10 protein-coding genes are annotated in these 13,506 nt (G+C 43.4%); all 10 read right to left on the bottom strand.

Annotated elements, in window-relative coordinates; all coding sequences use genetic code 11:
• Positions 1-188: 188 nt before the first annotated feature.
• The gene (locus WA279_RS05910) at positions 189-4,490 is read right to left on the bottom strand and encodes a bacillopeptidase F (protein WP_336154642.1); all 4,302 of its coding nucleotides are present in this window, start codon (positions 4,488-4,490) and stop codon (positions 189-191) included.
• A 302-nt stretch (positions 4,491-4,792) separates the two neighbouring features.
• On the bottom strand, positions 4,793-5,941 hold the full coding sequence (gene ftsZ, locus WA279_RS05905; protein WP_336154641.1) for a cell division protein FtsZ: 1,149 nt from the start codon (positions 5,939-5,941) through the stop codon (positions 4,793-4,795).
• Positions 5,942-5,976: 35 nt separating this feature from the next.
• Positions 5,977-7,299 carry a cell division protein FtsA gene (ftsA, locus tag WA279_RS05900; RefSeq protein ID WP_003232169.1) on the bottom strand — a complete coding sequence of 441 codons (1,323 nt, stop codon included), beginning with the start codon at positions 7,297-7,299 and terminating at the stop codon, positions 5,977-5,979.
• 182 nt (positions 7,300-7,481) lie between these two features.
• Positions 7,482-7,847, bottom strand: a complete 366-nt coding sequence (locus tag WA279_RS05895; RefSeq protein ID WP_003238683.1) for a small basic family protein — start codon at positions 7,845-7,847, stop codon at positions 7,482-7,484.
• 17 nt (positions 7,848-7,864) lie between these two features.
• On the bottom strand, positions 7,865-8,572 hold the full coding sequence (locus WA279_RS05890; protein WP_133954374.1) for a DUF881 domain-containing protein: 708 nt from the start codon (positions 8,570-8,572) through the stop codon (positions 7,865-7,867).
• 22 nt (positions 8,573-8,594) lie between these two features.
• Positions 8,595-9,290: a DUF881 domain-containing protein gene (locus WA279_RS05885; RefSeq protein ID WP_133954373.1), complete on the bottom strand. Its 696-nt coding sequence runs from the start codon at positions 9,288-9,290 to the stop codon at positions 8,595-8,597.
• The gene (gene divIB, locus WA279_RS05880) at positions 9,287-10,078 is read right to left on the bottom strand and encodes a cell division protein DivIB (RefSeq protein ID WP_336154639.1); all 792 of its coding nucleotides are present in this window, start codon (positions 10,076-10,078) and stop codon (positions 9,287-9,289) included. The genes WA279_RS05885 and divIB overlap by 4 nt, the downstream gene beginning before the upstream one ends.
• A gap of 129 nt (positions 10,079-10,207) precedes the next feature.
• Entirely contained in the window at positions 10,208-11,119 is a 912-nt protein-coding gene (gene murB, locus WA279_RS05875) for a UDP-N-acetylmuramate dehydrogenase (RefSeq protein ID WP_327827833.1), read from the bottom strand.
• A gap of 31 nt (positions 11,120-11,150) precedes the next feature.
• Positions 11,151-12,242, bottom strand: coding sequence for an undecaprenyldiphospho-muramoylpentapeptide beta-N-acetylglucosaminyltransferase (murG, locus tag WA279_RS05870; protein ID WP_336154636.1), 1,092 nt, complete (start codon positions 12,240-12,242; stop codon positions 11,151-11,153).
• A 120-nt stretch (positions 12,243-12,362) separates the two neighbouring features.
• Positions 12,363-13,463, bottom strand: a complete 1,101-nt coding sequence (gene spoVE, locus WA279_RS05865) for a stage V sporulation protein E (RefSeq protein ID WP_003244810.1) — start codon at positions 13,461-13,463, stop codon at positions 12,363-12,365.
• Between the last annotated feature and the right edge of the window lie 43 nt (positions 13,464-13,506).

Genomic DNA, 13,506 nt, shown 5'->3' with positions numbered 1-13,506 from the left:
CTCCTTTCTTTCTTGCCTCACGCTGTTCCCCTTCTTGCTTCATAAGTATAAAGCAAGCTCTGTGGGAAAGTCTGTCAATTAATGTTGAGAGGAAAATACAATTTTTCAGGGAAATCTGCTTAATTTGTCGAGGAAGTGTAATGAGAGGATATATAAAAAAGCTGCCAATGACGGCAGCTTTTTTCCACTTAATTTTCTGTGTTGATATTAAGTTTTCCATTCGCAGTTTTTCTTGTTTCATTTCCATAATCATCTCGGACGATCACTTCTACTTTTGCTCCTTTTGCTTTAATAGAAGAAGTGGCAGTCCAATAGCCTTCATATCTCCCCGGAGAGATTTCTCTTAACGGGAGTTCGGTGGCATTTTGCACACTCGCTCTTGCATTGGTCAGCGGCATACGAATGATAAACGTTGCATCTAAATCCTCAGTGCTTGAGAAAGCGATTTTCACAGATTCACCGGCTTTTAAGTTTTTATCCTCTCCCGGAATTAAGCCGGAAATGACAGGCTTGTCAAAATTGACATCAATGACAGCCTTTTTCGTCGTTTTGTTGCCTGCTAAGTCTGTAGCAATCACCTTGATTTCATTGCTTCCATTCTCCAAAAGAATACGGGCTGAGTATGAACCATCAGTTATTGTTGCTTTTTTGCCATTCACCTTGACGTCTTTCAGATTGTCATCGGATACAGCCCCTTTGACAGTCAGCGTTTCTTTATTTGTTTTCTCGCCATCCTTTGGATTGTCCAGAGTTAATTCAGGCTTTTCTTGATCAAGCGTGACCGTGATCGGGCTGGAGGCATCCGTTGTTCCGTTATCTGTTGATGCAGTTGCCGTCAGCTTATTTTCACCCTTGCTGAGTGTGATGCCTGTCTGGAACGTGCCGTCCGCGGCAGTTTTTGTTTCTCCTGCTTCTTTCTCATCATTATAAATGTGTACCGTTGTACCAGGTGAAGCTTTTCCTTTTACAGTGACGTTCTCCTTATTTGTGTATGACTTGTCTGTCGGTGAAATAATCTCAGGTACAGCAGCTTCGTAATCAACTAATGCGCGAATCATATAGTTGCCGTCCGCTTCGTCACCCGGCTCCCATTGTCCACCTATATACTGCCAGTTGCGGCCGGAATTCTGGCCGGTTTCATCCATTGCCAGTCCAGGTGAATACGGGTCAGGTTTCGACTGGATATATACGAGATAAAAGTCTTTATCGACCATAATCCCTTTTGAACTGAGATCTACCTTAGTCCACTCGCCATTGCGAAGAGCTTCAGCGTTAAATGGCCCGGCAATTTTCTTGCCAGGTGCTCCGTCTTTTCCTGTAGCATCGTATACCTCAACCTTAAACTCTGTGCCGCCGGGATCAGGGAACTCTGTATCCCAGAATCTGAACAGCCCTCCTGTAAGCATGCCTTTGTCCTTGCCGTCAGCGAGCGTCATTTTTACCGCCCATCCGTTCCCGGCAGCAAAATAGGAATTGGCATTCTCCGCCGTTCCGTCATCATATGCAATTTCACCCGGATAACCGACAAAAGGCTTCAATGCAGTTTCTTTTGTAACATCACCTTTTAACTCAACGGAAAATTCATCACTGTAATAACCCGGTGCAGCGACTTTAATCGTATAAGCGCCTTCATAGGCCTCCAGCGTATATTCACCTTTGTCGTTTGTCATAGCCGGTTCCACCGCAGCATCCTCTACAACATAAACGGAAGCGCCTTTTACCGGCTCTCCTGTCGTTTTATTGATGACCGTGCCTTTTAATGTGCCCTTCTTCATCTCTTCTAACGTAAAATTAGCTTGTGTCGTCTGATCCGTCTTTAAAGATACTTTTTGTGTTTTCGACTGATAACCATATGCTTCTGCCATAAGCGTATAGTCTCCCGCTTTGTGCTTCAGCGTGTACTGCCCTGTGGATTGATCTGAATATGTTGATTTTCCTGTTTCCACTACACTGACTTGTGCCCTGAGCGGCAAAACTTGAGGCTGTATAGCCTTGTTCTGATGTTTTACCGCTGTGTTTGCAGATGACTTAGCCTTTTTCGGATTTACTGGCTTTTTCTTTTGCTTTCCAGACGGCTTTTCGACGCCCAGCTTATTCTTTTTGACTGTTTTTCCGGCTGATTTGTCAGAAAGCACTACATCATCAATATACCAGCCCTCTTTTGCAATGCTTTCATCAGATTGAAGGTTAAACATCACTTGAATGTTTTGGCCTTTATAAGCCGATAAATCAATTTCTTCCTCCGTCCAGCTTGATGTCTTTCCGTTATAGACACCAGCCTGCTCCCAATTCTTTTCACCTTCCGGAAGAACAAAAACGTAGCCGTAATCAAAATCATCCTCTAAATTGTGCCAGCTTTTAAATTGAAGGAACAGACTTCCTGAATCAGGTGCTTTAATAGGAGGCATAACAAGGTTCATGTTTGCTGAGTTGGCATAATTTCCTGTCAAATTCGTTCCATATACTTTTTCCCCGGATGCTGCTGTATTTGGGCCAGTTGACGGAACTCCCCATTCCCAGTTATTATTTGTTCCGCTCGCAACCCAGCCGCCGGGTGCAGTTTCAAAGTCCTGCTTATATCCCGTCGTGATGCTTGGTTTCACTGTTACATCGTATACGTCAGACGAAACGACATGACCGCCAAAATCGTGAATCATCCACTTATAGCTTACTTTAGTTCCTTTTATGTCTGGGATCTCTGCTTGATACGTTCCTTTTAGATGATCACCGCTGATTCGTTTAGCCGTTATTTCTGTCCATTCACCTTGATCAAGCTTGTAGGACAGCTTTACAGATGTCACACTCACATTGTCTTCAGCTGTCAAAGTTAGTGGCAGGCTGCCACCTTCATAAGCTTCAGTTACTTTCTCATGCTGATAGACAGGAGGCTCTTGGTCATCCCCCTCTACAGAAACTTGTCCTTCCGCTTTCCCTAAACCATCTGTAACAGCGGATACAGCATCAAAAGCATTCACCAGACCATGGCCATATCCGTTATTCGGTGAATCAGGAAATGTTGAATCCGTGAGCGGTTCAGCCGTGCTGGTTAATATATCCTCCATCTCATCAACAGAAAGTGAGGCATTCGCCTGTTTCAGCAGTGCAGCAACAGCGGATACATGCGGCCCTGCCATTGATGTGCCGTCCCAACCATCCTCATATGTCTGACCGGGAACGGATGAACGAATATTAACCCCCGGTGCAGATATTTCCGGCTTTATTTCATCATATGGAGATGGCCCTTGAAGAGAAAAGTCAGCGAGCTTTTTATTGATATCAGTCGCTCCAGTTGCAAACGATTCTGGATAGTTTGCCGGATTTGCGATAGAACCAGGCCCGCCGGGAATAAAGAGATCCGTATTCCCCGCTGAAAACTCAGGGAAAATATCGGCCGCACGCCAGGCATTGACCATGTCTCTGTACCATTCATCAAGTCCAGAGCCCCCTCCCCATGAGTTATTGACAACATCAGGAGCCATTTCTGGGTGGGGATTTCCTTCCGCGTCCTTTGGTGCTAAAACCCATTCACCAGCTTCCAAAATGTCAGCATCAGTGCCGCCATCTTCAGAGAACGCTTTAACAGCAATCCATTTTGCGCCAGGCGCTACACCGATTTGATTTGTTCCATCAGGTTCAGAGCCCACCATCGTGCCTGTCACATGGGTTCCATGAGCCAAATCATCATAAGGGCTTGCCTCGCCTGCTACGGCATCATACCAGTTCATTTCATTTTCAGGCTCATTAGGATTTTCCGGATTATACCCGCGATATTTCTCTTTTAATGCCGGATGATTCCATTCCACCCCGGTATCAATGGACGCAACAACCGTGCCAGTTCCATCATATCCAAGTGCCCAAGCTTTTGGGGCATCGATTTGGTCTACATTCCATTCCACACCGTCAGTTGCTTTAATAGCTTTCTGTGCTTTTTTCATATTAAATGGGGAGGATGACTTAAAAAGCTGCCGTTTCTCATTAGGAAGCACCTTTTCCACTTCGGGAAACTGCGCCACTTTTTCCATAACCTCTTTTGAGGCATGAACAGCAATCCCATTCACCACATAATAAGAATGAATTTGGTCTGCATTTCCTTTATCTTTCTGGGTGTTCAAGTATTTTAGGACATCTTGCTGGGATTCATCGGCTGTGACTTTTAAAGATGACACAACAGCAGAACGCTTTTGATATTCCGTCTTAGCGGCAGACAGCTTCTTCGATTTCGCTTTTTTAACAGCCGCTTTTGCCGCTTTATCTGTGTTAGCCTGATCTTTAAATTTAATCAGAAAAGTCGTTTTTTCTTTCTTTTTAAAGCTTTTCTTTAATGAACTCGAAATCTTGTTTTGAATGGATTCCGCAGATTGAAGCTCCTTTTTAACAGAAGGTGAGGTGACTTTACTGCTTGCCCCGGCTGCTCCCGGAAACAGCAGTGAACTGATGACAACTGTACTTAAAACAGAGCTGATGAGTCTGTTTTTCGTTTTTTTCTTCATTTTCATCCCCCTTTTTCAACATGCTTTTTAAAAAAAGTGTCGTCCCTCCTTTTAATAATGAATGGTTTGTCAGAACATCGCTGTATATTAACTGTAGACAATCTGAATTACAGATATTGTCGTTTCATGTCATTCAATTTCCATATATATGAAAATGATAAAAATGTCACAAAAATAAATAGGTCTAATTATCTGTTTTGTTACTAAGCGAAGGAAGCAATAGGGAAAAAGACTTTATAAGAAGGAAAGTGTGAAGAGAAAAACAAAAAAGGACAAAATCGAAAACGATTTTGTCCTTTACATTAGCCGCGTTTATTACGGTTTCTTAAGAATGTCGGGATGTCAAGCGTATCATCAGCCGGCTGTGAAGTATGACGGCTTACTGTGTTCTGCTGCTGAGGCTCCTCACGTTTTGACTCACGCTTCGGAACACTTTGATTGTGTGTTTTGATGCTTTGATTTAAGCTTGGACGCTGAGGCTTCGTCACGTCCTTCTCTTGTTCGATAAAGCCGGTTGCAATCACTGTCACCACAATCTCATCTTTTAGATTTTCATTAATAACAGAACCGAAAATCATGTTTACGTCTTGATCAGACGCCGAAGCGACAATGTCTGCTGCTTCCTGAACCTCATATAGGCTGAGGTTTGTTCCTCCAGTGATGTTCATGAGGACGCCTTGCGCACCGTCAATGGCCGCTTCAAGAAGCGGGCTGGATATTGCTTTTTTTGCTGCCTCTGCCGCGCGATTTTCCCCAGTAGCAATACCGATACCCATCAAAGCAGATCCTTTGTTTGACATAATTGTTTTCACATCAGCAAAGTCAAGGTTGATAAGACCAGGTGTAGCAATCAAATCAGAGATACCTTGAACCCCTTGGCGAAGTACGTTATCCGCTTCACGGAATGCTTCAAGCATCGGTGTGTTTTTATCAACAATTTCAAGGATACGGTCGTTCGGGATCACGATCAGTGTATCCACCGCTTCTTTCATTGCCGAGATTCCGCCTGCAGCCTGAAGCTGTCTTTTGCGTCCTTCGAAGGTAAACGGTCTTGTCACAACGCCGACTGTTAATGCGCCTAAGTCTTTCGCGATTTGTGCGATAACCGGTGCGGCACCTGTTCCTGTTCCGCCGCCCATACCAGCTGTCACGAATACCATGTCAGCGCCTTTAAGTGCTTCTTCAATCTGCTCTTTGCTTTCTTCAGCGGCTTTTTTCCCGACTTCCGGATTCGCACCTGCTCCCAATCCTCTAGTCAGCTTTGCGCCGATTTGCATTTTCACTTCTGCTTTTGACAGGTTAAGAGCTTGAGCGTCCGTGTTTACCGCGATATACTCTACTCCTTGCACTTCATTTTCAATCATTCGGTTAACGGCGTTGTTACCGCCGCCTCCTACTCCGATTACTTTAATTGATGCTAAGCCGTCTATGTTTGTTTCGAACTCCAACATGCTAAATCCTCCTAATCTGCCGAATGACTATCTATCTATTCCCAAAACATGCTTAATAGTTTTTTCATTTTGCTCTGTTTATTATGTTCGGCTTGTGTTTTTTGTTTTCCTTTTGGCCGCTGCTGCACCTCATTTTGGTGATGATGCTGCTCTTGTTCCTCAGATGATGAGACTGCGATTTCCTGTATCGCTTCTTCAGGCATCTTAAAGCCTATTTTTCTGCCTTGGATTCTTGCATTCCGGCAGGCGAATTGGATCAGGCCCACTCCCGTCATATATTGAGGATCTCTTACACCGATATAATTCGGGCTTGCCACTCTGACATTGTTTTGCAGCACATCCTGTGCCAAAGACATGACACCCGGCATAGCTGCTTGTCCTCCTGTCAGCACGAAGCCTCCCGGCAGATCGGTAATTCCCATACTGCGAAGCTCTTCTGAAACAATTTCAAGAATTTCTTCTACTCTCGCTTCAATGATATTCGCTGCTTCTTGCTGTGTAAATGTTTGTTTTTGATTGGTGCCTATAACGGTTACCTCAAATATTTCATCTTCCGAGGCTTCGTCATAGTAGGCATGTCCAAATTGCTTTTTCACGCGTTCTGCTTCTTCTGTTGACGTTCTCAATCCGATGGAGATATCTTTGGTGATATTTTCGCCTCCGAGAGGAATGACACGGGTAGAAGTGAGATGTCCGTTCTGGAATACGGCAATGGTTGTTGACCCTCCCCCTATATCAATGAGAGCCACACCAAGGTTTTTCTCGTCCTTTGATAATGCAGCAGAACCGGCTGCCAGCGGCTGAAGGCAAATATCAGTTATTTCAATACCAGCTCTTTCAACGCAGCGGAGTAAGTTATGTAAGATTGTTTTTGAACCGGTGATCAAGGTGCCCTCTACTTCTAAACGCACACCCAGCATTTTTTTCGGGTCGGTGATTTCATCTCTTCCATCTACGATAAACTGTTTAGGAATGACGTCGACAATCAGCTGTTCGTGCGGTACGGAAACAACCTGTGCCGCCTCCATGACACGGCGTACATCTTCAACCTGAATTTCTTTATTTTCACTGGAAACTGCTACCACACCGTTTGTATCTTGAATATTGATATAATTTCCATTAACGCCGACAATAGCTTTTCTAAGCGGAAAACCTACCATTCTTTCAGCTTGGTCAAACGCTTTTCTTATAGAATGAACGGTCTCATCTATATCAACGATTGAGCCTTTTTTCAACCCTTCAGACGGTACATTTCCCACACCGATAATATTAAGGGAATCATCTGTCATTTCTCCGACGATCACTTTTGTATTGGACGTACCGATGTCAAGACTGACGTAAAGTTCATTGTTGTTCATTCTATGGCACCTCCTCACATTTCGATCATTTCGATCATTTCTATTCTATTATTTGCGGAACAACAATACAATGAATGTGGCTTTACAAGTGTGTAACAAAAAATAACAACAGAATATTTTTATGTGCTTTTCACATTTTATGTTTATTGAAAATATTCGTTATATCCTATGTATATCCTCTTTTATATCACATTTTTTTTATTTTTTTTAGAAAGAGTCCACTTTGTTAGTAGATTTCTTCTGATAACGGCTATATTCTGAAATAATCTGACTCCAAATGCGAATATACCTGCTAAATACAAGTCTACACCAAGATGGACTCCCAGAAAAGCTAAACTTATTGCCAATATAATATTAAAAAAGAAACCGGAAACAAATACCATTTCATCATATGTACCTTGTAAATGCGCCCTGATTCCGCCGATTAATGTATCAAGTGCGGCAAGCACCGCAAGCGATAAATAGTTTGAGTATTCACTCGGTATCGTTAAGTTTGTCATTAGTCCAATCGCTATTCCGAGCACCAGTCCCAACACGGGCAGCCACATGACAATTCTCCTCCTTTTCAGTCTTTAAGCAGTTTCAGCTGTTGTACGTCCAGTGGTCTGTCATATGCTTTTAATGTTAGTTTGCTTTCAGATTTACCGGCTTTTAATGCTAAATTTTCAGATGCAAAAAGATCCTCAAGGCCTGACCCCTTCACTCTGCTGTGTAACATGTCCGGATCTTTGGCAAGCACTTTTACTGTTAAAGGATAATCGTCAAGGGCGTATCCGTCTATTTTTGTAGTGCCGTTTATATCTCTGATGACTGTATGATTCACAACTCTTCGCTCGTTAATCGAGATATGCTCTGCACCGTAGGAGTTGAGTTCATTAATCAGCTTTTTCAGCAAATCCGGAGGCGGATTTTCGATAGGCTCTCCTGTTAAGCTTTCAGAAAAAAGCGGGGAAATGGTAATGACAATTCCGCTACCTGTTATATCGGTCATGCCGGCTGTTTTTTTTAAGGTTTGCAAGGTATTATTGAGCGCGGTTTCTTTTGTCATTTCTTTCGTTTGCGAATAACTATTCAGAAGTTTGTCATATTTGTTTATTTCAGCCAGCAGCTTTTCCTGCTTCTTCTGCTCTGATGTCAGCTCTTCCCTAATATCCCACATATCTCTTGTATCCCGGACTTTGGGGTGCTTTAACGAATTAAACTGAACAGATATCATCAGGCCGAAGATGACCATAAGCACACTGATGCTTATGAAGGAACGCTTTATTTTCAATCTATTTCACCCGCTTTTTCAGTCATTCCTTCGTTTTCAGAATCGGTTTCATTTGTACGTTTTTCTCTTGTTCTGCCGAAACAGAAATATGATCCATTGACAGCTGATCAATTAGGCCTCCTGCGATATTTAACGAGGGTAGCAGGACATCCGGATCTCCAATAGCGGATACCGTAAACGGAGCGGGATGCTGCACCCCGTCTACCGTTACCACAGGACCATTGCATTTGATATACGAATCATGCGTCAAACGCTGCCCATTAACGGCGACAGCCGCCGCTCCTGAGATATACAGTTCGTTTACTACTTGGAAGATATGGCTTTCGTGAACGATGTAACTATTCACATTCTCCCCTTCCGGTATGTATGACGCATCTTCCAATGTCACCTCAACGCCTTCTCCCTGCACACCGACTTCCCCAATATACATCCTGTATTTTTCTGTATCTTCGAGGACATTATAGTATTCCGTCTTCTCTTTCTTCAGCTTATTTTCCGCCTGGCGGACTTTGTTTTGCTTTTGATATAATTCTTTTTCAAGCTTCTTATTTTCTTTCTCTTGTTTCAGAAGTTCATCTCTCAGCGCATATTCTTTTTTCCACTCTTCCGTCTCAGCCGCGCTTTTGTTGTTTTCTTTTGTCATTTGAAAAGAAAATGAAATCAAAAAGCCTGCGATAAGCATAATCAAGGAAAGAAGGACTGCTGATTTGCCCCTCAATTTTCATCTTCCTTTTTAGCAGCTTTATCGTTTTTCCCAAACTCTTCAAAATAGGTGGCAACTTCTAAATGAATGATTCCTTTTTTATTGCTGCTTAGCTGAGAAATGATAGAAGGATACGTCTTCATTCGGTCTGCAAACGTTTTAATAGATGCAGTAACAACATAACCGTCGTTCATGTACAACTTAATACGGTTTTCATCCATTTTTACAGGCGTATAATAAATTTCTGAAATCGACTGTTTTAACGAATTTGACAACGCATCGAGCTGCTTGGCCATTTGAGACCGCTTCTTCGCGTTTGTCCAATTCACTAAAATCGGTCCGGCATCATCCGGCGTTACTTCGTTTGGCAGAACTGAGCCGTTTTCAAGCACTTCATAGTACACATCGTCTTTTTCTAAATAAGCAATCGCTTTATATTCTTCGATTGCAATGTTGATTTTATTAGGAAGCGATTTGCTGATCTCTGCTTTTTTCACTAATTTATTTTGCTGAATCTTCTTTTCTGTTTTTTGCTTGTCCAAACTCCAAAACTCAGTATCTCCGCTGTTAATATCGGAAAGGTCGATAATTTCCTTTTTTGATACATTTTCATTCCCTGTAACAGAGATTGTTGATACTTTACTGATTGGTGTTTGCAGGTACACAATGATCAGCACCATAATAAAAAAGAACATAATAAATGAAATGAGACGGCGGTTTGCCTTTTGTTTCCTCTGCTCTTTAATTTTAGGGATCCGCTCTTCAATGTTAACGATTTTTTCTCGGTCTTGACCCGGGTTCATTGCCTGTTCACCTCATTCAAATGAAACAGCTGTTAAAAGTCTGTCTATTCCAAAACAAACGGCATACTATGATGCCGTTTGTCGTTTGCTTACAGTATATCATATGAACAGCTTCAGTCAGAACTTGAATCAGCGATTTCCGCCGATGATTTCAACCTCTGTGTGCATATCAATCTCGTATTTTTCACGGATTGTCTTTTTCACATGGTCAATGAGATCAAGCACATCTTTTGCTGATGCTCCTCCCGCATTGACGATGAAGTTTCCGTGCATCTCCGATATCTTTGCACCGCCGATTTGATATCCTTTCAAGCCTGCTTTTTCTACAAGGTTCCCGGCATGATTCGGAAGCGGATTTCTGAATATGCTTCCCGCACAAGGGCTTGAATACGGCTGTGTATTTTTTCTATAGTCTTTATTGCTTTGCATTTGCTGAACGATTGATTCCTTATCCTTCTGCTCCAGCTGCAAAACAGCTTCAAGGCAAACGCCCGGGCGTTTCTTTTGCAGTACAGATGTCCTGTAGCTGAAATCCATCTGCTCATTTGTCAGCCACTCAATCGTTCCGTCTTCAAACAAAATATGCGCTTTGACGAGGATCTCGCTCATATCAGAACCGTGAGCGCCGGCATTCATATAAACCGCTCCGCCGACTGATCCTGGAATGCCGGCAGCAAATTCCAAACCGGACAGGCCTTTTTTGCTCAATGATGTAGCAAGGCGGACCACTGAATAACCGCCTCCGACTGTTACTTGCTCCCCTTCAAGCTCCAAGTGGTCAAGACCCGCACCCAGCTTGATTACTACGCCTCTAATTCCTTCATCTAAAACAAGAAGATTTGATCCGCGGCCGATGACTGTCCACTTCACATCATATTTTTTAATCACGTCCATGATGTCTTTAACAGCATCTACACTGCTTGGAATGACCAATACATCCGCAGGTCCGCCGATTTTCATCGTTGTATGATTCGCGAGCGGTTCATTTGAAAGAACCTTGCCGACTTCGCGTTCTTTTAATTCCTGTATCACTTTCTCCATCGTAAACCTCCGCATTCCATTTGCTTTTCTACTATTTTTTTAATTCCTCGAGTACGCTGTATAAACGGGCAGCCGCGTCAGGAACACCGAGTGACTTTGTTCGTTCGCTCATTTCCTTTAACGTTTGCTCATTCAGTACAATCCGGTCTAGCGCTTCAATCAGCTTCTCCCCGCTGAGCTCTGTTTCTTTCAGTACAATCGCCGCATCATGCTGGCCAAGAGATCTCGCATTGACCTCCTGGTGATTCGCTGTCACATATGGACTCGGGATCAGAACACTTGGGATTCCGAGAGCAGTAATTTCGGCAATCGTTGTTGCACCGGCTCTGGCCACAATGACATCAATGGCCTTTAAATACTCAGGCATTTGATGAAGAAACGGCTTTGTGACCATATTATCAGCGGCACCCTTGCTTTTCAGCTCATTCATTACTTTTTCATAGTGAACCTCACCGGTGATATACAGCACTTGATAGTCTCTTGTTTTCAGCGCATCCTGCATGTCAATGACAGCGCGGTTAATCGGTGCAGCGCCTCGGCTTCCGCCGAAAATTAAGACCGTTTTTTTGTCTTCAGAAAGCCCAAATTCAGCCATTGATCGTCCCGTCTTTATTGAGACGACTTCAGAGGCTCTCGGGTTTCCCGTAAATACAACTTTCTCGCTAGGAAAATGTGATTTCGCTTCTTCAAAACAAATCGCTACTTTATTAACATATTTTGAAAGAAACTTATTCGTGATGCCCGGCAGGCTGTTTTGTTCATGGACAATAGTCGGAATTCCCATTTTCGCAGCGGCATAAACAACCGGCCCGCATACATAACCGCCCGTTCCAATTACGGCATCGGGCTTAAATTCCGCTAAATACGATTTACTCTTTTTGACGCCCTTCAGAAAACGCATCACAGTCTTGACATTTTCAAATGACAATTTTCTTTTAAATCCTGTAATTTCAATTGCACGAAACGGTATATTCTCCCGCTCAACAATTTTTTTCTCCAGCCCGTTTTCTGTTCCGATATATAAAAATTCCACATTAGGATGACGTCTTTGCACTTCTTTAATAAAAGCAAGCGCAGGATAAATATGTCCCCCTGTACCGCCTCCGCTTATTGCAATTCGCATTTCTTTTCCCCCAGTCTAAGTTTCTCTATAACATAACGATAACCCTGTTTTGTTGGACAGGGTTATCGCATCAATTGTTTCCAAGCTTCATGTTAAACAGGAAGCTTGGACATACATTCGTTAATACCTCGAGTAGCGGCTTACATTCAGCAGCACACCGACTGCCATCAGCATCAGAGTCAATGAAGAGCCTCCGTAGCTCAAAAACGGGAGCGTGATGCCTGTTACAGGAATCAGGCCCGTGACTACGCCGATATTGATCATGACTTGAATGGCAATCATTGAAATAATACCGACTGCGACAAAGCTTCCGTACAGATCAGGGGCACCAAGCGCAATTCTAATTCCTCTCCACAGCAGGACGCTGAAGAGGAGCAAAATAAGTGTTCCCCCGATAAAGCCCAGCTCCTCTGACAAGATGGCGAAAATAAAGTCTGTTTGCGGCTCAGGCAGATAAAAGAACTTCTGTCTGCTTTGTCCGAGCCCCATTCCGAACAACCCGCCGGGTCCCACTGCATAAAGCGATTGAATGATCTGAAATCCGCTTCCGAGCGGGTCTTCCCATGGATTTAAGTATGAGGTAATCCGCTTAATCCGATATGGAGCCGATAGTACGAGCCCGACAAATCCGCTAAGGCCGATCAGCCCGAGAAAGACGAAATGGGCGATCCGCGCGCCGGCTACAAAAATCATGACAATACAAGTTCCGACCATTACTGTCCCCGTTCCGAGGTCAGGCTGGCACATGATAATCAAAAATGCTGAAAACACGATGCCAAGTGCGGGGACGAACCCCCGTCTGAACGATGTGATGTTTTTTTGTTTTTCAGAGAGAAATTTAGCAAGGAATGCAATCATCGCAAGCTTCATAAACTCTGAAGGCTGTATGCTGAATGCTCCGACTCCGATCCAGCTTCTTGAACCGTTCCGCACCATTCCGACGCCCGGTATCAAAACAAGCACCAGAAGGAAAAAGCAGATAACCATCAGCAATTTGGACCATGTCCTCCAAGTCCAATAATCGACATTCATGATAAAAAACATAGCAATGACGCCGATTCCCGCAAACAAAAGCTGCCGTTTCGCGAAAAAAAATGAGTCGTCAAATTTATAATCCGCCCATACCGCACTCGCACTGTACACCATAATTAATCCGATTGTTAATAATAATAACGTAATGATGACCAATAACAAATCAGGCGATGTTTTTTTAGTAGTCAAAGCAATCGACACCCCAAGCTTAAAGTCATTAGGGCTGCCGATT

Origin of the sequence: Bacillus sp. 204(2023) (genome assembly GCF_037027505.1) — a bacterium.
Taxonomy (GTDB): domain Bacteria; phylum Bacillota; class Bacilli; order Bacillales; family Bacillaceae; genus Bacillus; species Bacillus subtilis.
The sequence above is the reverse complement of the archived record's forward strand: the minus strand, read 5'-3'. Positions and strand labels throughout refer to the sequence as shown.

Bases quoted from the DNA above. Each gene is read 5' to 3' on its own strand.
- WA279_RS05910 (WP_336154642.1), bottom strand. From the start codon at position 4,490: ATGAAGAAAAAAACGAAAAACAGACTCATCAGCTCTGTTTTAAGTACA.
- ftsZ (WP_336154641.1), bottom strand. From the start codon at position 5,941: ATGTTGGAGTTCGAAACAAACATAGACGGCTTAGCATCAATTAAAGTA.
- ftsA (WP_003232169.1), bottom strand. From the start codon at position 7,299: ATGAACAACAATGAACTTTACGTCAGTCTTGACATCGGTACGTCCAAT.
- WA279_RS05895 (WP_003238683.1), bottom strand. From the start codon at position 7,847: ATGTGGCTGCCCGTGTTGGGACTGGTGCTCGGAATAGCGATTGGACTA.
- divIB (WP_336154639.1), bottom strand. From the start codon at position 10,078: ATGAACCCGGGTCAAGACCGAGAAAAAATCGTTAACATTGAAGAGCGG.
- murB (WP_327827833.1), bottom strand. From the start codon at position 11,119: ATGGAGAAAGTGATACAGGAATTAAAAGAACGCGAAGTCGGCAAGGTT.
- murG (WP_336154636.1), bottom strand. From the start codon at position 12,242: ATGCGAATTGCAATAAGCGGAGGCGGTACAGGGGGACATATTTATCCT.